This window comes from Corynebacterium sp. HS2168-gen11 (assembly GCF_024834075.1).
In the GTDB taxonomy this organism is placed as follows: domain Bacteria; phylum Actinomycetota; class Actinomycetes; order Mycobacteriales; family Mycobacteriaceae; genus Corynebacterium.
Map to the genome: position 1 here is coordinate 60,407 of NZ_JANUXR010000004.1, position 20,236 is coordinate 80,642.

The window sequence follows — 20,236 nt, forward strand, 5'->3', positions numbered from 1 at the left end:
GGGTAACTCCTCGAACCAATAAAGTAATCAATGTGCGGCCACCTGCAACAAGCTTCGCCCAATCGGGGCTGCAACAGTACCACCGGTGGCCCCCGTGCCCAAATGACCACCGTTTTTCACAACCACCGCAACCGCCACATCAGCGTCCGGCAAAAAAGCAATATACCAAGTATGCGGTGCCGAATTGCGCGAGTCCACGCCGTGTTCCGCCGTGCCAGTTTTCGACGCAATCCGCGGATCTCCGCCTGGAGTGTGCAACTCCGAAGCGTGCATCAACTCAGTCAAGGACTGTGCAATCGATGTATCAAGGACATCCGCGCGCTTGACCGGACTATGCTTTTCGACGATCTTGCCGTGGTTTGTCACCACTTGCTCAACCAAATACGGCTCCATGCGCACCCCATGGTTGGCGACCGTGGCAGCCACCATCGCATTGTGCAACGCAGTCATGCGAATATCTTGCTGGCCGATGGCACTACTTGGCGAAATCTCACCAATCGTGCCGGCCACATTCGCCACACCCAGATCGTAACTATCGGTGACCCCAAATAACGTGGCGGCCTCCGTTAATTTCTCTGGACCAACCGCGTCAGCTACCTCCACAAACGCCGTATTACAAGAATTTGCAAAGGCGGTGCGCAGATCCACCGTGCCACCACCAGCACATGGCTGGCCACCATAGTTTTCCAAGAACATATCGGTACCTGCAATTGGCACCTGAGCTGCTCCCGTCACCGGCGAATCAGGCGTAAAACCCTGCGCCAACGCCGCTGCGGTAGTAATCACCTTGAAGGTAGAACCAGGTGGCAACGCATCCTGCGTGGCCCGATTCAGCGCCAATTCCTGGGACTTAATTTCCTCAATCGGCGTGGAGCGCGGATCAAAGGACGGGGTGCTTGCCATCGCCAAAATTGCCCCAGTCGAAGGCTTGACGACGACCGCCGCGCCCTCGTAGTTATTCCGCGCCAAGGCGTCAAAGGCCGCCACCTGCACTTGTGGATTAAGGGTTAATTCCACATTGCCGACGGGCTTTTCACGGGAAAATAGACCATCCCATGACTGCTTGATAGCCGAAGCTTCGCCAGTGAAGTAGTGGTCATAGCCTGCTTCTAAGCCGGATTGGTCCTTCGTTGGGGTCCAGTAGCCTAAGACCGAAGCATAAGGAACTGGATCGAGTGGGTACGTGCGATGATAGGTGCCGTCGTCGCCTTGCTCGGAGCCAGCGATAACCTCGCCGGCAACGAGCACCGAACCGCGCGGAATGGTGAAACTATCAATTAAGCCACGACGATTCGTGGGCTGCTGGGCGTATTCATCGTTTTTGAGCACGTGGATATTCGTGAGATTGGCCAGCAGAATCACGGTCAACAGCAGGCAGAAACTCAAACTGGCACGGATTGACCGGTTCATGCAGCCACCTTTCGTGCAGTGGAATCAGAAATGCGCAAAATGATGGCTAGCAAAATATAATTCGCCATTAAGGAAGAACCACCCTGCGACATAAATGGGGTTGTCAGACCCGTCATTGGCATCAGGGAAGAAATACCAGCGGTCACCACAAATACCTGGATAGCGACCGTGAGTGACAAACCAGCCGCCACCAACTTGCCGAAAGAATCCTGGGTATTTAAGGCGGTGATCATGCCACGGGTGACAAACGCTGCGAATAACAACAAAATGGCGCTGACGCCGATCAGACCCAGCTCCTCGCCAATCGAGGAGAGGATATAATCCGTCCAGGCAACTGGCACTAAATAGGGATGGCCCTGGCCCAAACCGCGGCCAGTTAAACCACCATAGGACATGCCGAAAAGCGCCTGCGTGGGTTGGAAACCGGCACCCTCAGGATCTTGGAAGGGATCGAGGAAATTGGCGATACGGGTCTGGATCTTGCTTGAAATCTGATAAATCACAGTGCCGCCCAGCGCCACTAAGAAGGTACCGATCATCAACCAGGATACTCGGCCAGTGGCCATATAGATCATGCCCAACACCGTGCTAAACAATAACAATGCTGGACCGAAGTCATTTTCACCGGCCATGATGAAAATCGCGATGCCCCACACCGCCAAAATTGGTCCCAGATCGCGCAAACGCGGAAACTCAATACCCAAAATCTTGGCACCAGCAACGTTAAACAAGGCGCGCTTATTGATTAGCAGCTGGGAGAAGAACAAGAGTAAGAAAATCTTGGAGAACTCGCCTGGCTGCACCGAAAAGCCGTTGATATATATCCAGATGCGAGCGTCTGTGGAATTATTCGCTGAAACGGGCCATACCAAAGGCAGCGCGAGCAAGATTAGGCCGACGATTCCTAGGATGTAGGAGAATCTGGATAGATACCGGTGATCGCGTAAGAACACGAGCACCAGGACGAATAAGACGACGCCGACGAGGGTCCAGACAATCTGGCGCGAGGCCATTGAGGTTTCCAGAGCCAGGTCGAGGCGGAAAATCATGGCGATGCCTAAGCCGTTGAGTAAGGCGGCGATCGGGAGCATCACTTGATCGGAATTTGGGGCGAAGAACGACAATACGACGTGGGCGAGGAAGAAGACGCCGACGAAGCCTAGCAGAAGTTGGAAAAAGGCCGCGTCGATAGGCACGTCCATGCTGAAAATTGCGGCGAAAAAGATCAGTGTGGCTGCAATGAGCAGCAATAACTCGCGGCCGCGAAATTTACTTTTTAGAGGCATTCGACAAGCTCCCATTAAGCTTTGGCTTGACGGTTTTTAAAACCGCAAGCATATCGCGTTCATCGCCAGAAACCTCGCCCGAGCGGACCTGGGTGGCGGCTTGCGGCTGCAAATCGCTGATCTTCAGCGGTGTGCAATTCGGATCGTCGAGATCGGCGAAATAGGCGCGATACGACTTTTCAGTGATGCAGGCTTGCTTGACAGGGGCGTGCAAATAGCGAATATTGACGCCCTGCTCGATTACGACTGTTTGCTGCTCGGTCACGGCCAGGTAGAGGCGTTGGTCGAGGAGGTTCTTCCCCAGGAACAAACCACCGGCAAGCAGCACGAGTACCGCAAGGAGGATTTTCCATAGGTGCTTTGACGACGATGCGGGTGTCGGTGCCGGTGCGATGGTCTGCGATTGGCGTTGCAATGCCACAGCTGCTCGACCAGCGGCCGTATCTGGGTGCAGTGGCTCGACCTTTTCGCCAGTAATGGCACCGGCGAGCATTGGCTTGGCAGGAATTGTGGTGGACTCGGCAACCACGTCGGCAACCACAATGGTGACATTATCGGGACCACCCGAACGCAGGGCCAATTCGATCATGCGTTGGACGGCATCATTGGGAGTGCCAGTGCCGAGCTCAGCCTCAATAGTCTCAGTGGAAACTGGATCGGAGAGACCATCGGAGCACAATAAAATACGATCGCCGACAGCAACATCGAGTACGCGCAGCGTTGGTTCAACTGGCCGACCGGTATACGCCTTCAAAATCATCGAACGCTGCGGATGAGTCGAAGCATCCTCAACGGAAAGTTCACCTCGATCGATTAAGGATTGCACGTAGGTATCGTCGACGGTGAGACGTTCTAATTTGCCATCGCGCAGGCGATAGCCACGCGAATCTCCAACGTGGCACAAGGCCAGCTCATGGCCATTAAACATCAAAGCGGTGAGCGTTGTGCCCATGCCTTGGGTTTGCGGATCCTCGTGGATGGTGCGAGCAATGGCATGATTGGCCTCATCTGCAACAGAAGCCAAGATGGCCACCATATCATTCTCGCCAGGATCCGCGTCGATGGCAGCCAAATGCTGCACCATCAATTCGGAAGCTACTTCACCTGCGGCGTGTCCACCCATACCGTCGGCAAGCACGAGCAAATGAGGGCCGGCATAAGCGGAATCTTCGTTATTGCCGCGTACCAAGCCCTGATCAGAACCAATTGCGAAATCTAGTTTCATTAGCCGACCAACCTTAATGTTGTGCTCCCGATTTTGATTTCGAAGCCAGCTTGGAGGCGCTCGGGAGTGTCAATGCGCACACCCTGCACGAAGGTGCCATTGCGAGAATCGAGGTCATCGATGAACCAGTCGGAGCCGCGGCGGAACAAGCGGGCGTGTTGGCCGGAAGCGAAATCATCCTGGATAGATACCGAGGAGGCAGCGGAACGGCCGATGGTGAATTCGGTGAGCTGGGTAATATCCATCTGTCTGCCAGCCAGGGGACCGTCGACAATCGCGAGTGCTTTCGGACGGCCGCCGCCTGATGGAACGGTGGCTGCGGGGGTTGCGGCCTTATTCATGGCGAGCAGGGAGATGAATACGAAAATCCATAGGGCAATGAGAATACCGAAGCGCAGGATCAGCGCAATGAGATCAGTCATTGGCACCTACACAATCCGGACTTCGATGTGGGAGTGGCCGACAGTGATGATGTCGCCGTCGGCAAGCAGCCAATTTTCGATTGGTGTGTCATTGACGGTGGTGCCGTTGGTGGATTGCAGGTCGACTAAGATGGCATCCTCGCCATTCCAGACGATTTCGGCGTGGTGGCGGGAAACGCCGGTATCTGGAAGGCGGAAATCCACATCGTTGCCGCGGCCAATGAGCGTGGAACCTTCGTTAACCACGTGGGTGCGTGAAGATCCATCTTGGAGCAGGAGCGTGACGGTTTTCGTCGATGGCACGATTGCGGAAGCGACTCGCAATTGACCTGTTTTCATGGAATCTTCCTGTTCAAAGGTAACCGTGACACGACCTCGTGTTTCCCAGCCCTGATTGCGCAGATAACGCGTGAGGAGATCGGCAAACTCGGTGCCAAGATGTGGATGCTCACGGCTAATATGTTCGAAGTCGGGCGGCGAAACCCGCACCACGAAACTGTTGGGAGCATGAACCGTACCAGTGTCGGAGCGCACCACATTATCTTCAATTTCCTGCTTCAGCAGTTCCTCAATTTCAGCAGGGACGACCTGGCCACCAAAAACAGCGGCGAAGCCGTTATCCATGCTTCGCTGCAAAGAACTATCCAGTTTTGCAATCTTGCCAAGGAAAGACATTGTTCGCCTCACTTTCTTTTCTAATGCATCCAGTATAGGGAAAGTCCGGCATTTCCTCATCATTTGGCCGCCGCGAGCTGCTCGTTTGACGCGACAGGGGCTGAGTATGGTATCTTTAGCAAGTCGCATTTTATATGCCCAGGTGGCGGAATTGGCAGACGCGCTGGCTTCAGGTGCCAGTGTTCGCAAGGACGTGGGGGTTCAAGTCCCCCCCTGGGCACAGAGAGTCGGAGGGTACAGGCCTTAGGGTTTGTACCCTCCATTTTTTTGCATGAAGGGATCCTATGAACCACAACCGAATAGCTGCCGCAACAATTATTGGTACGGCCATTGAATGGTACGACTTTTTTCTGTACGCCGCAGCCGCTGGCCTCGTCTTCAACCACACCTTCTTCGCAACCGACGATCCGACCGTTGCCACCCTCCTGGCCTTCCTCAGTGTCGGACTTTCCTTCCTCTTCCGCCCGCTCGGCGCTTTCCTAGCTGGACACTTCGGCGACCGCATCGGACGCCGCGCCGTCCTACGCATCACCCTCATGGGCATGGGTATTGCCACCACCCTCATCGGGTTACTACCCAGCTTTGCGACGATCGGAATCGCGGCCCCACTGATTTTGATATTTTTGCGCATCATTCAGGGTGTCTCGGCTGGTGGTGAGTGGGGCGGAGCCGTACTCATGGCAGTTGAACACGCCCCTGCCGGACGACGCGGCCTGTTTGGGGCCTTCCCGCAAATTGGCGTGCCACTCGGCTTGCTGATGTCTTCAGGCGTGTTGGCCATTATGGCGCTGATCGCACCGGGCGATGCCTTCATTGAGTGGGGATGGCGTATTCCGTTCCTGCTGAGCTTTGTGCTGATATTTATCGGGCACTTTATCCGTCACGGGGTCGATGAATCGCCGGTATTTACAGAGATCTCGGAACGCAAGCGCATGACGAATAATCCGCTGGGCAAAATGCTGCGCCATAACTGGGTGGTTGTGTTGCTCGCAGCGCTGATCTTTGCCGGTAATGGAGCTGCTGGGTATATGACAACCGGTGGATTTATTCAAAACTATGCAACCGGCACGCTTGGTATGGAACGCAGTTACGTGTTGTTTGCGGTGAGCGCATCCGCAGCCTTCTGGCTAGTTTTTACTCTTATGGCCGGTATTGTTTCCGACTATATCGGGCGTCGTAATACCTACATTCTTGGCTTCTTGATGCAGATGGGCGGCATTTGGCTGCTGTTCCCACTGGTAGATAGTGGCAGATTATTCATTGCATTGGCTATTTTGACCATTGGTCTTGGATTCACCTACGGCCAACAATCGGCCTTCTATGCTGAGTTGTTCCCAGCATCAGTACGCTTCTCTGGTGTTTCCGTTACCTATGCGCTCGGTGCCATTCTGGGTGGAGCATTCTCCCCAATGATCGCAGCCTACCTGGTGAAAACCACCGGCAGCACCCAAGCTGTCACATACTATCTCATGACAATGGCGTTGATCGGCCTTGTGGCGGCACTGTTATTTAAAAACCGCAATGACATTCAACTTGGCATTGGAGCTGAACAAGAACAACGAGAAAGTGCGCTCCACGGACTCTAGAAATTCCATTGGTTGAATCAGTTACAATACTTGAACACGGTTCAACCAATAAGGAATTTCCAATACATGAGTGACATTCTTGAACTAGCACGGACAAAAGTGCTTACCCAAGGCATTGGGCTGGATAAAGAAGAGATTCTGCAAGTCCTACAGCTTGAAGAAACGCGAATCTCGGAGCTTCTCGACCTTGCCCACCAAGTGCGACTGCGCTGGTGTGGGGAAGAAGTCGAAGTAGAAGGAATTGTCTCGCTGAAAACAGGTGGATGCCCTGAAGATTGCCACTTTTGCTCCCAATCGGGGTTATTTGAATCTCCCGTACGTTCTGCATGGTTAGACATCCAAGGGCTCATAGAAGCGGCGAAACAAACCCAGAAATCTGGGGCGACTGAATTTTGCATCGTGGCTGCGGTAAAAGGTCCCGATGAGCGACTCATGAGCCAGCTTGAGCAAGCCGTTGCTGCCATCAAAGCCGAGGTAGAGATTGAAGTGGCGGCCTCCGTTGGAATCTTGACCCAAGAACAAGTGGATCGGCTCAAAGCCGCCGGCGTACATCGGTATAACCATAATTTGGAAACGGCGCGATCGTATTTTCCAAAGGTGGTAACCACCCACACCTGGGAATCGCGGCGCGATACCCTGAAAATGGTTGCCGAATCCGGCATGGAAGTTTGTTCGGGTGGCATCCTTGGTATGGGCGAAAGTTTGGAACAGCGCGCAGAATTTGCCATCGAACTTGCAGAATTAAACCCAACAGAAGTGCCCATTAATTTCTTAGATCCGCGTCCAGGCACGCCATTTGCAGACTACGAAGTCATGGATAGCAAAGATGCGCTGCGTGCGGTTGGAGCTTTCCGTCTGGCACTGCCACGAACCATGCTGCGTTTCGCTGGTGGGCGTGAATTAACCTTGGGCGATCTAGGCACTGAGCAAGGGTTGCTTGGTGGTATCAACGCAGTAATCGTGGGTAATTATCTGACGACCTTGGGAAGGCCAATGGAACAGGATCTAGACATGCTTGATCGCCTCCGTCTTCCGATCAAAGTGCTGAATTCGAGTATCTAATGCAGGATCAATTGCTTGCAGCAGTACTTGCTGGTGAACCGCCGGTGTTTCACCCGAATACGGGGCAGAATTTATCTGAATATGCCGAAATTAAGCTCTCGCCCTCAGCGCGCGCAGGATTGGAGGCACCACGATTTTGCCAGCTATGTGGCCGGCGTATGGTGGTGCAGGTTCGTCCCGATGGTTGGGAAGCGAAATGCTCACGGCACGGAAGTGTGGACTCCGTGTTTCTCGGTCGCCGCTAGGAGCGAGCGGATCCAGCTGGCTCCACTTTTTGGATGCGGCTCGGTGATAATGGGGCTGGATCTATGCCGTCGATGTCCGAGAAAGCCAGTTTCGGGATCTCGTTCGATTCTGCCGTTCACTGGAGGTTTTTCGGGGTCATCGTCGTTTTGGGCATTGTGAGGGCCACACAGGGGAGCAAGATTGCTCATTTCCGTGCGCCCACCTTGATTCCAGGCGGTGATGTGGTGTCCTTGGCATGTGGCAGCTGCTCGCTCGCAGCCTGGATATGCGCAGGTAAGATTGTCAACACATGCTAGGAATTTTTGCCATGGTGAGAAATGCCGTTTCGGATCGCGTCCGCTTCCGTCGACTTCGGTTCTGGTGACAACGGCACCACTCACTGGTGCTGGTTGGCCGTTTTCGTCGAGGCCGTAGAGAACGGCATAGCCATAATCTGCAAGTTTGGTATTGAGTAAATCTTGGAGGCGTAGTTTGCCACCGTCGGTAGTGACGGCTGTGCCATCGGCAAAATAGGTACTGGTGTGCTCAAGTGGCCATAAAAAGCAAGGGCCAAGTGAATGCTCAGCACGATGCTTACCAAGTAGGCGCTGGATGAAAGCTTCACCGAAGGCATCTTCGTAGGAAAGAGATTGCTGGGAGCGTCGTAAAGCAATCGCATCTTTGTGCAGGATGCGTCGAATCGTGGCAGCGGTGGCTTGCGGCATTACGCCCGTGAAGAAGCAGCGGCCGTAAGCGTCGGGCTGCTTGGCAAGATTGAAGCGTTTTTGCGGGAGGTGCTCGAGCTCGCCCTCGTTGAGCTCAGCGACGCGCTGCTGCAGGTAATCGCGCAAGTGTCGGACGAGGCGCTGCGGGGCGGCATCGATGAATTCCTTGCGCAGATCGGACTGGGGATTGCGAACCTGGCGAACTGCGCGGTTGATGTGCTCAAGCTGGTTGATGGACAATCCATGCTCGCTGGCCTGCTCGAGGTGGCGCAGGGTGAATTGGGAAGCAAGATGCACAAGGGCACGCGCAGTCTTGGGGTCGACCTGAGCTAGCTGCTCGACCGTGGTGACATCAAGGTGATTGCGTCGCACGTGAAGCAGCATGGCAGCGCCAGCTCGCTGACCGTCAATCCATGCCTGATATGTGCTCATGGTGGTTAGGGTAAAACGGTACCAAACGTTGCACAAGGGCAAGCCGCAAGAAAGCTGAAATCTGTGGATAACTTGCCGTGCGAAAAAACGTTTTCCACAGATTTGGGTTTTGGTTTGTGGCCAGAATCGTTCTATGGTAGTAAAAACTACAACCACGGGAGCACATACAAGGATCCATGTGCTGAGAGGAACCCTAGGCCAGGGTTCGACCGCTTGAACCTGTCCGGATAATGCCGGCGAAGGAAGGAGTATTCATGAGTACACGTGTATCTACCGGGCCTATTTATCGCAGCCATAAGGTCTATGAGGAAGTAGAACACCGCAATCAAGACGGTTCGATCACCACGCTGAAAGTGCCAGCGCGAGCCATTGAACTGACAACGGGTGAGGAATTCCGGGTCTATGACACCTCGGGTATCTATACAGAGCAGGATCCGCAGCTGGATTTAGAGCGTGGCTTGGCGAAACTGCGCAGCCAGTGGGAACAATTACCAGCCGTTCCGGCTTCGGATGAGCATCCTGAGCTGTTGGTTCGCACCCAGTTGGCGTGGGCGCGTGCTGGAATCATTACGCCGGAAATGACATTCATTGCCCAGCGGGAGGGTTTCGATCCGGAGGTGGTGCGTGAGGAGGTGGCCGCCGGCCGGGCAGTGATTTGCGCGAATCATCGCCATCCAGAGATCGAGCCGATGATTATCGGTAAGAAATTTGCGGTGAAGGTCAATGCCAATATTGGCAATTCGGCGGTGTTTTCTTCGATCCAGGAAGAGGTCGAGAAGATGGTATGGGCGACGCGTTGGGGCGCCGATACCATTATGGATTTGTCTACGGGTAAGAATATTCACGAAACGCGCGAGTGGATTTTGCGCAATTCGCCAGTTCCGGTGGGCACCGTGCCGATTTATCAGGCGCTGGAAAAGGTAAAGGGTGATCCAACGAAATTAACCTGGGAACTGTATCGCGACACCGTGATTGAGCAGTGCGAGCAGGGCGTGGATTATATGACGGTGCATGCCGGCGTGTTGCTTGGATATATACCGATGACGGCGAATCGGGTAACGGGTATTGTCTCGCGCGGCGGTTCGATTATGGCGGCTTGGTGTTTAAAGGATCATACCGAGTCGTTTTTGTATACGAATTTCCACGAATTGTGTGAGATTTTGGCTCGCTACGATGTTACCTTCTCCCTTGGCGACGGCCTGCGCCCGGGCTCAATCGCCGATGCCAACGATGAGGCTCAGTTGGCGGAATTGCGCACGCTTGGCGAGCTGACCAAAATTGCCCGTTCGTATGGTGTTCAGGTGATGATTGAGGGTCCGGGTCACGTGCCGATGCACAAGGTTGCTGTGAATGTGGAGTGGGAAGAGCAGTGGTGCGATGAGGCACCGTTTTATACGCTTGGCCCGCTGACCACGGATATCGCGCCGGGCTACGATCATATTACGTCTGCCATCGGAGCGGCGATTATTGGTCAGGCGGGCACGGCGATGCTGTGTTATGTGACGCCGAAGGAGCACTTGGGCTTACCGAATCGCGATGATGTGAAAACCGGTGTGATCACGTATAAGATTGCTGCTCACGCGGCTGATCTGGGTAAGGGCCATCCGCGCGCCCAGGAGCGTGACGACGCGCTCTCGCAGGCCCGTTTCGAGTTCCGTTGGTACGATCAGTTTGCACTTTCCCTGGATCCGGAAACTGCGATCGCCTTCCACGATGAAACGCTGCCTGCAGAGCCTGCGAAGTCGGCACAGTTTTGTTCGATGTGCGGGCCGAAGTTCTGCTCAATGCGCATCTCTCAAGATGTGCGAGCTATTTCCATACGGCCTCTTTAAGAATGCCTTGACGCTTTGCGACGATCACCGCGGTCAAATTCTGTCCAGTGACATTTACCGCGGTGCGGCCCATATCCACAATCGGCTCGACGGCGAGGAGCAAACCAACGCCAGCAAGTGGCAGGCCGAGCGTCGATAGGGTCAAAGTCAGCATGACAGTTGCGCCGGTAGTACCTGCGGTCGCTGCGGAGCCAATCACGGAAACGAAGATAATGAGCAGGTAGTGGCTCAAGTTCAGCTCAATATTGTAGAACTGGGCCACGAAGATCGCTGCCACTGCTGGGTAGATAGCCGCGCAACCGTCCATTTTGGTGGTTGCACCCAGTGGTAGGGCGAAGGATGCATATTCGCGTGGCACGCCCATGCGTTCTTCCGCAATTTGTTCATTTAATGGCATAGTGCCCATGGAGGAGCGGCTTACGAAGCCCAGGGAAGTTACTGGGAAGACGCGCTTGTAGTATTCGATCACTGGGATTTTGTTTAGTACAAGTAGCGCTGGGTAGATACCGAAGACGACGATTGCGAGACCCACGTAGATGGCGAAGACGAATTTGCTTAAGGAACCAATGGTGTCCCAGCCATAGGTGGCGATAGCGTTGCCGATGAGTGCTGCGGTGCCGATTGGGGCAATGCGGATAATCCACCAGAGGATTACTTGGATGATTTTGTGCAGCGATTCGGTGAATTCGATAAATGCGGTAGCCTTGTCGCCGGCTTTGACTGCGGCGATGCCGACTGCCATGGCAATGAAGATCAGTTGGAGGGCGTTGAAGGAGAGGTTTTCTTCCAATCCGAGGAAGTTGGCTGGAATCACTGAGTCGATGAAGCCGAGCCATGAGCCGGTATAGCTTGGCTCTGCTGCGGTGGATGGATCGATGGTGGAGTTCAAGCCTGGTTTCAGAAGAATACCGGTGCCAATGCCTGCGACAACGCTGAGCAGTGCAGTAATGCCGAACCATAAGATGGTGTGGCCGGCGAGGCGGGCGGCGTTGGTAACTTTGCGCAGGTTGGCAATGGAGCTAATCACTGCGGTGAGGATCAGTGGCGCGATCATGACCTTCAGCAGCTGGATGTAGGTGGAGCCTATCCAGTCAAGGGCTGGGATTAGCCAGGTGTAACTGCTTGCTAGAAGTCCCAAGATTCCGCCGATAATGAGACCGAGGGTAACTTGGGTTCCAAAGTTGCTAAGTTTCATTGTAGTAGACCGTTCTGTCTGTATTGTTTTGTTATTGTTTCCGTGGCTTTACGCTGCGGACTTAACAACTAAATCATAAAATCAACCAGAAACGATAACCGAGTGGTAAACGTCACATAGACCGATCGGTCTGGCAAAAATGGAATATTGTGCAGACATGGTGCGGTTACTATACTTTGAAAAGTAATGTACACATCAACAATTTAGGAGAGATCCACCCATGTCATTAACAGTTCCAGAGGCGATTGAATCACGCCGTGCAACTCGCGTCTATACCGATCAGCCTGTGACTGATGAGGTACTGGACCGCGTCGTCAAGCTTGCGCTGGAAGCGCCGACCGCCTTTAATGCGCAGCGCGCGGACCTCGTCGTGGTGCGTTCGGATGAGGTGAAGGAAGGAATTTTGGCCGCTTCTGGCCAGCAGCATTTGCGCAATGCGCCGGTGTTGTTGATTGCCGTGGCGCGCGCCGGGAAGCCGCAGGATTTGGAAGAGATTTTCGGGCCGGATCGTGCGGGTTTTGTGCAGCGCTTTTTTGAGAATGCCGATGCCGCGCGGCTGCGGGAAACTGCGATCAAGGATGCCATGCTGGTTGCCGGTTTTGCGCTGATCGCAGCTCAGGGCGAGGGTCTGGCAACGGTGCCAACCACGGGTTGGGATGAGGCGAAGGTTCTCGAGGTCATTGGTTTGGGAGGTTCGCAGGAACACGCGGTTGGATTGATTATCGGCATGGGATATCCAGCGGAAACGCCAGAGCATCCAGGTCGTTTGGCGAATCGTCGCGTCAATGAGCATTATTAGGCCGTTTCGCGGGAAAACGCCGCGGATTCATCCCAGTGCATTTATTGCGCCGAACGCGACCATTATTGGCGATGTTGAAATTGGTCCGGATGCCTCGGTGTTTTATGGCTGCGTGCTGCGCGGCGATATCAACGCCATTCGGATCGGGGCGCGCACCAATATTCAAGACAATTGCGTCCTGCATGTCGACCATGACGCCGCCTGCACCATTGGCGACGACGTCACGGTTGGTCACATGGCCTTAATACACGGTGCGACGGTGGCTGATGGGGTGCTAGTTGGCATGAAATCCACACTGCTGTCGGGCAGCACGGTCGGCACCGGAGCGCTGATTGCCGCAGGTGCGGTGGTATTGGAAAACACCGAAATTCCACCGCAAGCCTTAGCCGCGGGTATTCCTGCCAAGGTCCGACGCATGCTTGACGACGCCACGTCGCAAAGCTTTCGTGCCCATGCGGCCCGCTATGTGGCGTTGGCGGCGGAGCATCGGTTAGATTGAGTATTGCTGCATGCTGGTGGCAAAACTGACCGGATTGGCCAAAAATTGGCACAAAGCCACAGCTCGGGCGGCCGCGCGCGCATTATCAATATGGGTTGGGATCACGCGGATTTCCACATGTGAGAACCGCGAAGTGCGGATCGCACGCCCAAGGGCGCGGGCTTCCTGAGCATTATGGAAAGCGCCGCCAGCGAGCACCACGGTATGCGGATTGGTTTGCGCAATCAGGCCGAGAGCAGTTTCCTGGATCGAAGAATAATTGCCGGTCAGGCACTGTACCTTGTTGTAGGTATGGGTTGCCGCACCGATCGAATCGTCCATATATAACACCAGGCCACGGCGTTCTTTGGCGGTGACAAACGGTGGCAACTGGTGCTGCTGCTCGGCGCCGGCGATAGCCTCGACCACACTGGATAAGGTCAACGGCACGTCGAAATAGCGCGAGAATGGGGTCAAAATATCAACGCGATCCCATTTCAAGTTCTTAGCCGAAATTAAATTATTATGATCCACCGTGCCAGAGGTGGAAATGCCAAGATGCGCTAATGGCAAACCTTGCTCGGTCAGCATAGTGGTGAGCTGTTGGGCCAATTCGGCAACAAAACTTGCCACCGTGCGCTCAGTGGCATGGATTTCAACAAAGCTTTCGCGCAGCAACTGGCCGCGAATGCCATAGAGGCCAATATATGTCGAGTGCGTACCAATTGCGATGCCGGCATGCACCCAGGCGCTAGGGGCCACCTCGAGGGGGATTTTGGGGCGACCAGGACCGCGCGGTTTGATTTTGATGGATTGTTCTTGAATTAAACCATGCTTCATTAAGGCGGTGACCGCCCGAGTCACTGTGGGTTGAGAATGAGAGAGGTGTTCGACCAAGAATGTGCGGGTCACAGGCTGTTTCATTCGGATAATTTGGAAACACAGGGCAGCTGGATTGGTTGGACCAACAAACAGTTGCGAAGCGTTCGGGTGACTCTCAGTGTGCATAGAAAAAAATTATAATATTAAATAGACCATTCAGTCTAATTGGCGTTGCCGTTGGGTATGGAGTTATTTGGCCACTACATGGACGTTATTCTTGGTGTGGTGAGGGAGTTTGGGATTCATTGTCAGAAAAAATTAAGCTTTGTTCAACAAGAATGGCGTTTGGTGTGGACAGCTCGGTTCATTGGGGAGTTTCGTTCCGGCCAGTCAAGCTAATACAATGATTCAACATGAGTTTTCATGTGTTGCAACCCCCCGTTGAAGGACTCCGCGCCCGCAGCATGGTAGTTGAGGACCGCCACATTCGTGGTGAGGCGGTGTTGCGCAACATGAACCGACTTGCGCCGCGCTTTACTGCAGAGGATCTCGAATCCGAGCAGCTGCGCGAGTACTTAAGCTTTGATGCCCAACGCGGCGATATCGGTATTGTACTCGAAACTACCGATGGGGCAGTGGTTGGCGCCATGTGGGTCAGCTTTATCCACGCTTGGGCTTTTATCGACGAAGATGTGCCTGAAATTGTCATTAGCGTTGATCCGCAGTGGCAAGGCAAAGGACTTGGCGGCTGGCTGATTAAACAAGCTGTGCAATATGGTCGCACTCACGGCTGGCAAGGTATGAGCGTGCATGTGGAACCAGAATCGCCAGCACGTCGCCTCTACGCGCGCAATGAATTTGTTGCAAAGAATGCCTCTGGCGTGATGCTGCGCACCCTTTCACCATTGATTTCAGCCGTCGCCGTGTATTGCGGCTCGGTGACCGGTGCGCGGCCGGAATATGCCGAAGCTGCCCGTGACTTAGGGCGCGAACTCGCCCGCCGCGGCATTTCGATGGTGTATGGCGGCGGCAGCGTGGGCCTGATGGGCGAATGTGCCACCGCGTGTTTGGAAGCCGGCGGCGAAGTCATCGGTGTGATGCCGCAAAGCTTGGTGGATCTGGAATTTGCTCACCCAGGAATTACGCGCCTGGAAATCACCAAAGACATCACCGAACGCAAAGTCCGCATGGAGGAGCTTGCCGACGCCTTCGTGGCCCTCCCAGGCGGTATAGGCACCCTTGAGGAGCTTTCGGAAGTCCTCGTGCGCCAACAATTAGGGCCATATACCGGCCCGGTGGCCTTGTTTAATGTGGAAGGCTACTGGAACGCACTGGTCGATGCCTTACGTCTCATGGGGGAAGAAGGCTTTATCTGGGAGCGCTACCTGGACGCGATTATCCTGGCAGAAGATATTCCGGAGCTGTTTTCTGGTTTCCAGTCGTGGGCGAATCCGGGCTTAAAGTGGAAAAAAGGATCGCGCACAACCAGTACGCATCATTAAAATTGCGCAAAATGCTCACGAACGGGCTGTCAGTACAATAGGATAAAAAGTATGTCAGCTCAAGAGAAACTGCAATCCCAGATCTGTTTTCAGTTTTATACCGGTTCGCGCTTAATGCAGCGCATGTATCGGCCATACTTCGATGAATGGGGGATTACCTATCCCCAATATCTCGTGCTGCTTTCATTATGGGAACGCGACCACCAAACCATTTCTGAAATTGGTGGTCCTATTGACCTTGATTCAGGCACCCTGTCGCCGCTGCTCAAACGCTTAGAAGCCGCCGGCCTGGTGCGTCGACAAGCAGACAAGGATGATTATCGACGCGTCTTTTTCGACCTCACGCCGCGCGCCAAGCGCCTGCAACACAAAGCTGAAGCCATGCTGCAGGAAGTCGAAGCTACCTTAGGCATTACCGCCGAAGATATTGAGATTTTGCAAAAAGTTATGGGGAAGGTGAATTCACGCGAATGAACGCGAAACTGGCAGTTGTAACTGGCGCATCCTCCGGCATTGGGGCGGCCACCGCTCGCGCGCTTCTCGACGACGGTTGGGAAGTGATCATTGGCGCTCGCCGCACCCACCTGCTGGAACAAATCCCTGCTCAGGCTCATTACCTTGATGTGACCGACGATGCCTCGGTGGCCGAATTTGCCTCCCACGTGCAGCGGTGCGATCTCTTGGTGAATAATGCCGGTGGTGCTTTAGGGCTCGATTCTATTGCCGATGCCAATCTAGCGGATTGGCAAACCATGTATGACACCAACGTGCTGGGAACCTTGCGTGTCACACGCGCCCTTCTGCCAGCGCTACAAGCGGCACAAGGCCTGATTGTCAATATTAGCTCCGTGGCCGGGCTGTATCCTTATGCCGGTGGCAGTGGATACAACGCCGCAAAATTTGGCGTGACCGCCTTAAATAAAGTCATGCGCATCGAATTTGCTGAACATGATCTACGGATTACCGAAATTAACCCAGGTCGCGTCCACACCGACTTTTCCACCGTGCGCTTCAAAGGTGATGAGCAGAAAGCAGCGGCAGTGTATGCCGATAAACTGAACCTCACCGCCGCAGATATTGCCGAGGCAATTCGGTGGGTCGCCGCCCAGCCGCCACATGTCAATATTGACCGTATGATTATTACTCCACGAGATCAGGTGTTCTAACATGATTATCAGCACAACTCCAACTATTGAAGGTAGCCCAATTCGCAACTATCTTGGCGTCGTTACAGGTGAAACAGTTGCTGGTGTAAACGTTCTGAAAGATTTCACCGCAGGTATCCGCAATATTATTGGCGGCCGCGCCAACGTGTATGAACAAGAGCTGGTCAAAGCGCGAAATCTCGCCCTTGAAGCGATGACCCAACGAGCTGCCAGCATGGGTGCAAACGCTGTGGTGGGCGTGCACTTGGCTTATCAAGCTCTCGGTTCTGAAGGCGGCAATATGTTCATGGTTTCAGCCAGTGGCACTGCTGTACAGTTATAGGCATGCAACCTGTAGTTGTCACGATACGTGATTCGGAAATTAAACTCGGCCAGTTCATTAAGCTCGCCAGCCTGGTGGAATCTGGCGGCATTGCAAAAGAAGTTATTGCTGCTGGAGACGTAACCGTGAATGGTAGCGTCGATACGCGGCGCGGCAAGAAATTGCGCGATGGCGATATTGTCTGCGTAGGAACGCTCTGCGCCCAAGTCAAAACAGACGCCACCGAAGACGACTTCTTCGACGAAGCCACCGCCGACGACGACTTCGACCCAGAAGTATGGAGGAACCTTTAATGCCAGCATTTCAAGCTGAACCAGGCATGCCCTACTGGATCGACCTCACCACCTCTGACCTGCGTAAAGCATCGCATTTTTACAGTGAGATCCTTGGCTGGGAAATCGAAGAGCTGGCCGACGACTACCGCCTGGCTCGGATCCAAGGCCTGCCAGTAGCCGGATTGGTGCAACGTCCTGAGGAATCGCAGCAGCCGGATACGTGGGTGACGTATTTTCAGACTGACGACATCGCCACCTCATTAAGGAAAATTGTGGACAACGGCGGGCGCGTCCTGCTGGAAGCCACCCAGGTGCGCCTGGGGGAAATGGCGGTTGTGGTTGATAGCTCCGGAGCCATGTTCGGCCTGATCCAACCAGCGGGCGAAGATTCCTTTATCGCCGCAGGTGAACCAGGCACTCCGGTATGGCACGAACTAACCGCTACCACTTCCTACGAACAGGCCCTGGAGTTTTATCCAGCGATGTTCGGCTGGACCGTCGCAGAAACCGAGGATCACAGCTACGCCACTGCTTTGGCAGAAGGCTCAGCCTTTGCTGGTATCTATAATGCGGTGGGGCACTTCCCACCTGATGTGCCAAGCTTCTGGCAAAGTTTCTTAGGCGTGCGCAGCGTGGATGCGATTATCGACCGCGTGGTTGAACTCGGCGGCGAGATTTTGCGCGAGCCATTTGATTCCGCTTTCGGACGCATGGCCATCCTCGTCGACGCCACCGGGGCAATTCTTACCCTTTGCGACGTCGCCGAACCGGTCGAAGAAGGCCACGAGTCCGACGACCTACTGCTGTAAAAAGGCCGCCACATCCCGCACCCGCTGGCGGGCCACCTCCGGAGTGGAGATTCGGTGCTCCGAAATATATTCCACAGGCTCAGCCGGCACCCACGGGTAGCGGCCCGCGATCGTGTCATGGCTGGCCACTTGGAATAATGTAGGTGGCCAGGCCGGTGCAGCTGGGAACTCCAGGCCGGCTTGGATATCCGCAGGCAAGAAGCTTAAGTCTAGGTGCGGGAAGGTGAGCGCAAGGGCGTCGAAAAGCGGGGCGTTTAACACCGCTAATGCGCCGCCAGAAGAATATCCCCAGGCGCCCACCCAATCGACGCCTTGACGACGCACCCACGCAACGGCCTTTTCAACCGCCGCGCAAACCTGCGGCAAAGTATGCTCCGGCACGAGCGGATAATCCAGATCCAAAAACGTGACACCCGAAAGCTGCGCCACGGCCGCGACCTCGGGGCGCCACGCGTGCTCCAAAGCGGCGCCGCTGCCTTTCCACCAGCCGCCAGGATGCAGTGAAATCGCCCACCTCCCATTAGGGAAATTCGGGCGGAAAATTTGAGCGTTCAACTCAGGGCAATCCTCAACGGTGACGTCTGTAGCAAACGCAACACCAGGCATGCTATGGTCCACCGCCGCGCCGAGCATAAGCATGGCGGAATGCGTGAGACGATCCGGCAGACGCGCATCAAAGGTATCTGCCTCCGCAGGATCGGAAGGATGCTGTGACCACGGCGGATTCTTTTCAGGCGCCGGATAATGGGCGTGAATGTACGAGGCGAGTTGGTCCAACTGCTCCTCTGGACTCAACTGACGATCGACACCCCCCACATGGAACGCCGCGCGCTGCTCATTTTCCGATTTTGGCCAAAAGTGTGGGTTATTCATGGCAATATAGTACATAACCTTTACATGGGAAGAAGCATCATGGTGCAACCTGAAATTCCTGTTGGCATTGAAACCATGTTCGTATTCCCCTAATGAGGCGCACCGCCAGGCGCGATATGTATTGAACTACGAAGGAAAGGTTGAGATGAATTATCCAACTCCGCTGAGCATTGACCGCATTAAGGAAATTTTGCAGCTGGAAGATATTTCGTATGGCGTGATGGAAAACGGCTCGGTGATGGCGGCGTTTCGGAGCAATCGGTTGTATTTCAATGCGCAGGGGGAGCGCAACGAGGTGCTGGCGGTGACAGGCGCGTGGCATATTTCAGCGCCGTGGAACGCCTCCAACGAGCTATGGGACACGCTCAATAACTGGAATCGGATGCATGTGTTCCCAAAGGCCTACATGGTGCACGACGAGGACAATGACGAGGCCGACGTGCGTGCCGAATTCAATATTGACTTCGAATATGGGGTAACAGATGCGCAGCTCAGACAGTCGATACGCGCGGCAATTGCCACCATGATGCAATTATTCAAAGAGCTTGAAAACAAATACGTGATTTACGCCTTCGTGACGAGTGAGGAATTCTAAAATGTTGCAAGAACCACGCCCAGTCTCGACCGGACGCATCGCCGCCTACTTCGACATCCAAGGCTACACCTATGCCTACGACGACGATTGCGATCTCGAAGCCGGATTCGACGACAACCACTTCAGTTTCATCCTGCAAGGCTCCAAACACGAAGTACTCGTTGTGCGCGGCACCTGGAACCAGTACTTCCCCGCCAAATACCGCGACGAATTCGCCGATTTCCTTAATACCTGGAATCGCGAACGACTCTGGCCGAAAGCCTATTTGCTTATCGACGAGGACAACGAAATCCAAATTCACGGCGAAGTCGCCGCCGACTTGGAATACGGTGTGACCGACGAGCAACTGGAACAGCTTCTCGAATGCGGCATCGGCACCTGCTTGAGCATGTTCAACGAACTCGACAGACGATACCCCAACTTTAATTAGACTCATTTCGAGCGCATTCGGTTCCCGATTTTGACTGTGAAAAACCTCATGCATTTGCGGTTGAAACCGGTGGTCGCAAAGTTGTAACCT

General features: G+C 54.3%; 23 protein-coding genes, 1 tRNA gene and 1 riboswitch. Of the genes, 15 read left to right on the top strand and 9 right to left on the bottom strand.

Annotated elements, in window-relative coordinates:
* Positions 1-27 precede the first annotated feature (27 nt).
* From NXS99_RS03955 to NXS99_RS03975, 5 genes are read right to left on the bottom strand one after another with little or no spacing between them, the layout of a single operon-like run.
* Complete coding sequence (locus tag NXS99_RS03955; RefSeq protein ID WP_259287366.1) at positions 28-1,410, bottom strand: penicillin-binding transpeptidase domain-containing protein; 1,383 nt, start codon at positions 1,408-1,410, stop codon at positions 28-30.
* The gene (locus NXS99_RS03960; protein WP_259287367.1) at positions 1,407-2,696 is read right to left on the bottom strand and encodes an FtsW/RodA/SpoVE family cell cycle protein; all 1,290 of its coding nucleotides are present in this window, start codon (positions 2,694-2,696) and stop codon (positions 1,407-1,409) included. The genes NXS99_RS03955 and NXS99_RS03960 overlap by 4 nt, the downstream gene beginning before the upstream one ends.
* Positions 2,680-3,921, bottom strand: a complete 1,242-nt coding sequence (locus NXS99_RS03965) for a PP2C family serine/threonine-protein phosphatase (protein WP_259287368.1) — start codon at positions 3,919-3,921, stop codon at positions 2,680-2,682. The genes NXS99_RS03960 and NXS99_RS03965 overlap by 17 nt, the downstream gene beginning before the upstream one ends.
* Positions 3,921-4,343: an FHA domain-containing protein gene (locus NXS99_RS03970; protein WP_259287482.1), complete on the bottom strand. Its 423-nt coding sequence runs from the start codon at positions 4,341-4,343 to the stop codon at positions 3,921-3,923. The genes NXS99_RS03965 and NXS99_RS03970 overlap by 1 nt, the downstream gene beginning before the upstream one ends.
* Before the next feature lie 6 nt (positions 4,344-4,349).
* Positions 4,350-5,018: a DUF3662 and FHA domain-containing protein gene (locus NXS99_RS03975; RefSeq protein ID WP_259287369.1), complete on the bottom strand. Its 669-nt coding sequence runs from the start codon at positions 5,016-5,018 to the stop codon at positions 4,350-4,352.
* A gap of 136 nt (positions 5,019-5,154) precedes the next feature.
* Here NXS99_RS03975 and NXS99_RS03980 point away from each other — a divergent pair.
* From NXS99_RS03980 to NXS99_RS03995, 4 genes are all read left to right on the top strand, one after another.
* A tRNA-Leu gene (locus tag NXS99_RS03980) sits at positions 5,155-5,238 on the top strand.
* A 64-nt stretch (positions 5,239-5,302) separates the two neighbouring features.
* Entirely contained in the window at positions 5,303-6,604 is a 1,302-nt protein-coding gene (locus tag NXS99_RS03985; protein WP_259287370.1) for an MFS transporter, read from the top strand.
* A 66-nt stretch (positions 6,605-6,670) separates the two neighbouring features.
* Complete coding sequence (gene bioB / locus NXS99_RS03990; RefSeq protein WP_259287371.1) at positions 6,671-7,666, top strand: biotin synthase BioB; 996 nt, start codon at positions 6,671-6,673, stop codon at positions 7,664-7,666.
* Entirely contained in the window at positions 7,666-7,911 is a 246-nt protein-coding gene (locus NXS99_RS03995; RefSeq protein WP_259287372.1) for a hypothetical protein, read from the top strand. Before bioB ends, NXS99_RS03995 begins: the two co-directional genes overlap by 1 nt.
* On the opposite strand, the gene NXS99_RS04000 is transcribed toward NXS99_RS03995, so the two are convergent.
* The gene (locus NXS99_RS04000; protein WP_259287373.1) at positions 7,867-9,048 is read right to left on the bottom strand and encodes an HNH endonuclease signature motif containing protein; all 1,182 of its coding nucleotides are present in this window, start codon (positions 9,046-9,048) and stop codon (positions 7,867-7,869) included. The genes NXS99_RS03995 and NXS99_RS04000 overlap by 45 nt on opposite strands.
* Positions 9,049-9,192: 144 nt before the next feature.
* A riboswitch (TPP riboswitch) is annotated at positions 9,193-9,310 on the top strand.
* Here NXS99_RS04000 and thiC point away from each other — a divergent pair.
* A complete protein-coding gene (thiC, locus tag NXS99_RS04005) occupies positions 9,303-10,880 on the top strand; it encodes a phosphomethylpyrimidine synthase ThiC (RefSeq protein ID WP_310593300.1) in 1,578 nt (525 codons plus the stop codon). It overlaps the preceding riboswitch by 8 nt.
* Here the strand turns inward: thiC and NXS99_RS04010 are convergent.
* Positions 10,858-12,075 (bottom strand): dicarboxylate/amino acid:cation symporter, encoded by a 1,218-nt coding sequence (locus NXS99_RS04010; RefSeq protein WP_259287374.1) that lies wholly within the window; start codon positions 12,073-12,075, stop codon positions 10,858-10,860. The two genes, thiC and NXS99_RS04010, sit on opposite strands and share 23 nt — an antisense overlap.
* 220 nt (positions 12,076-12,295) lie before the next feature.
* Here NXS99_RS04010 and NXS99_RS04015 point away from each other — a divergent pair, with 220 nt between their 5' ends.
* Positions 12,296-12,874 carry a nitroreductase family protein gene (locus tag NXS99_RS04015; protein ID WP_259287375.1) on the top strand — a complete coding sequence of 193 codons (579 nt, stop codon included), beginning with the start codon at positions 12,296-12,298 and terminating at the stop codon, positions 12,872-12,874.
* On the top strand, positions 12,861-13,373 hold the full coding sequence (locus NXS99_RS04020; protein ID WP_259287376.1) for a gamma carbonic anhydrase family protein: 513 nt from the start codon (positions 12,861-12,863) through the stop codon (positions 13,371-13,373). Before NXS99_RS04015 ends, NXS99_RS04020 begins: the two co-directional genes overlap by 14 nt.
* On the opposite strand, the gene NXS99_RS04025 is transcribed toward NXS99_RS04020, so the two are convergent.
* Positions 13,365-14,360, bottom strand: a complete 996-nt coding sequence (locus NXS99_RS04025; RefSeq protein ID WP_259287377.1) for an ROK family protein — start codon at positions 14,358-14,360, stop codon at positions 13,365-13,367. The genes NXS99_RS04020 and NXS99_RS04025 overlap by 9 nt on opposite strands.
* Before the next feature lie 227 nt (positions 14,361-14,587).
* Between NXS99_RS04025 and NXS99_RS04030 the strand changes: the two genes are divergently transcribed.
* From NXS99_RS04030 to NXS99_RS04055, 6 genes are read left to right on the top strand one after another with little or no spacing between them, the layout of a single operon-like run.
* Positions 14,588-15,676, top strand: a complete 1,089-nt coding sequence (locus tag NXS99_RS04030) for a TIGR00730 family Rossman fold protein (RefSeq protein WP_259287378.1) — start codon at positions 14,588-14,590, stop codon at positions 15,674-15,676.
* A 51-nt stretch (positions 15,677-15,727) separates the two neighbouring features.
* Positions 15,728-16,150 (top strand): MarR family winged helix-turn-helix transcriptional regulator, encoded by a 423-nt coding sequence (locus NXS99_RS04035; RefSeq protein WP_259287379.1) that lies wholly within the window; start codon positions 15,728-15,730, stop codon positions 16,148-16,150.
* Positions 16,147-16,842, top strand: a complete 696-nt coding sequence (locus NXS99_RS04040; RefSeq protein WP_259287380.1) for an SDR family NAD(P)-dependent oxidoreductase — start codon at positions 16,147-16,149, stop codon at positions 16,840-16,842. Before NXS99_RS04035 ends, NXS99_RS04040 begins: the two co-directional genes overlap by 4 nt.
* A 1-nt stretch (position 16,843) precedes the next feature.
* Positions 16,844-17,164: a heavy metal-binding domain-containing protein gene (locus NXS99_RS04045; protein ID WP_259287381.1), complete on the top strand. Its 321-nt coding sequence runs from the start codon at positions 16,844-16,846 to the stop codon at positions 17,162-17,164.
* 2 nt (positions 17,165-17,166) lie between these two features.
* Positions 17,167-17,457 carry an RNA-binding S4 domain-containing protein gene (locus NXS99_RS04050; protein WP_259287382.1) on the top strand — a complete coding sequence of 97 codons (291 nt, stop codon included), beginning with the start codon at positions 17,167-17,169 and terminating at the stop codon, positions 17,455-17,457.
* Entirely contained in the window at positions 17,457-18,248 is a 792-nt protein-coding gene (locus NXS99_RS04055) for a VOC family protein (RefSeq protein WP_259287383.1), read from the top strand. The genes NXS99_RS04050 and NXS99_RS04055 overlap by 1 nt, the downstream gene beginning before the upstream one ends.
* On the opposite strand, the gene NXS99_RS04060 is transcribed toward NXS99_RS04055, so the two are convergent.
* Positions 18,237-19,121, bottom strand: a complete 885-nt coding sequence (locus tag NXS99_RS04060; RefSeq protein WP_259287384.1) for an alpha/beta hydrolase — start codon at positions 19,119-19,121, stop codon at positions 18,237-18,239. The two genes, NXS99_RS04055 and NXS99_RS04060, sit on opposite strands and share 12 nt — an antisense overlap.
* 145 nt (positions 19,122-19,266) lie before the next feature.
* On the opposite strand from NXS99_RS04060, the gene NXS99_RS04065 reads away from it, so the two are divergent.
* Together NXS99_RS04065 and NXS99_RS04070 are read left to right on the top strand one after the other, a co-directional pair.
* Positions 19,267-19,716: a YbjN domain-containing protein gene (locus NXS99_RS04065; RefSeq protein ID WP_259287385.1), complete on the top strand. Its 450-nt coding sequence runs from the start codon at positions 19,267-19,269 to the stop codon at positions 19,714-19,716.
* Positions 19,703-20,146, top strand: coding sequence for a YbjN domain-containing protein (locus NXS99_RS04070; protein ID WP_259287386.1), 444 nt, complete (start codon positions 19,703-19,705; stop codon positions 20,144-20,146). Before NXS99_RS04065 ends, NXS99_RS04070 begins: the two co-directional genes overlap by 14 nt.
* The last annotated feature ends 90 nt before the right edge of the window (positions 20,147-20,236 follow it).

Bases quoted from the DNA above. Each gene is read 5' to 3' on its own strand.
- NXS99_RS03965 (WP_259287368.1), bottom strand. From the start codon at position 3,921: ATGAAACTAGATTTCGCAATTGGTTCTGATCAGGGCTTGGTACGCGGC.
- NXS99_RS04015 (WP_259287375.1), top strand. From the start codon at position 12,296: ATGTCATTAACAGTTCCAGAGGCGATTGAATCACGCCGTGCAACTCGC.
- NXS99_RS03995 (WP_259287372.1), top strand. From the start codon at position 7,666: ATGCAGGATCAATTGCTTGCAGCAGTACTTGCTGGTGAACCGCCGGTG.
- NXS99_RS04020 (WP_259287376.1), top strand. From the start codon at position 12,861: ATGAGCATTATTAGGCCGTTTCGCGGGAAAACGCCGCGGATTCATCCC.
- NXS99_RS03975 (WP_259287369.1), bottom strand. From the start codon at position 5,018: ATGTCTTTCCTTGGCAAGATTGCAAAACTGGATAGTTCTTTGCAGCGA.
- NXS99_RS04065 (WP_259287385.1), top strand. From the start codon at position 19,267: ATGAATTATCCAACTCCGCTGAGCATTGACCGCATTAAGGAAATTTTG.
- NXS99_RS04030 (WP_259287378.1), top strand. From the start codon at position 14,588: ATGAGTTTTCATGTGTTGCAACCCCCCGTTGAAGGACTCCGCGCCCGC.
- thiC (WP_310593300.1), top strand. From the start codon at position 9,303: ATGAGTACACGTGTATCTACCGGGCCTATTTATCGCAGCCATAAGGTC.
- NXS99_RS04050 (WP_259287382.1), top strand. From the start codon at position 17,167: ATGCAACCTGTAGTTGTCACGATACGTGATTCGGAAATTAAACTCGGC.
- NXS99_RS04055 (WP_259287383.1), top strand. From the start codon at position 17,457: ATGCCAGCATTTCAAGCTGAACCAGGCATGCCCTACTGGATCGACCTC.
- NXS99_RS04025 (WP_259287377.1), bottom strand. From the start codon at position 14,360: ATGCACACTGAGAGTCACCCGAACGCTTCGCAACTGTTTGTTGGTCCA.
- NXS99_RS03955 (WP_259287366.1), bottom strand. From the start codon at position 1,410: ATGAACCGGTCAATCCGTGCCAGTTTGAGTTTCTGCCTGCTGTTGACC.
- NXS99_RS04010 (WP_259287374.1), bottom strand. From the start codon at position 12,075: ATGAAACTTAGCAACTTTGGAACCCAAGTTACCCTCGGTCTCATTATC.
- bioB (WP_259287371.1), top strand. From the start codon at position 6,671: ATGAGTGACATTCTTGAACTAGCACGGACAAAAGTGCTTACCCAAGGC.
- NXS99_RS03970 (WP_259287482.1), bottom strand. From the start codon at position 4,343: ATGACTGATCTCATTGCGCTGATCCTGCGCTTCGGTATTCTCATTGCC.
- NXS99_RS04045 (WP_259287381.1), top strand. From the start codon at position 16,844: ATGATTATCAGCACAACTCCAACTATTGAAGGTAGCCCAATTCGCAAC.
- NXS99_RS04035 (WP_259287379.1), top strand. From the start codon at position 15,728: ATGTCAGCTCAAGAGAAACTGCAATCCCAGATCTGTTTTCAGTTTTAT.
- NXS99_RS04040 (WP_259287380.1), top strand. From the start codon at position 16,147: ATGAACGCGAAACTGGCAGTTGTAACTGGCGCATCCTCCGGCATTGGG.
- NXS99_RS04000 (WP_259287373.1), bottom strand. From the start codon at position 9,048: ATGAGCACATATCAGGCATGGATTGACGGTCAGCGAGCTGGCGCTGCC.
- NXS99_RS03960 (WP_259287367.1), bottom strand. From the start codon at position 2,696: ATGCCTCTAAAAAGTAAATTTCGCGGCCGCGAGTTATTGCTGCTCATT.
- NXS99_RS03985 (WP_259287370.1), top strand. From the start codon at position 5,303: ATGAACCACAACCGAATAGCTGCCGCAACAATTATTGGTACGGCCATT.
- NXS99_RS04060 (WP_259287384.1), bottom strand. From the start codon at position 19,121: ATGAATAACCCACACTTTTGGCCAAAATCGGAAAATGAGCAGCGCGCG.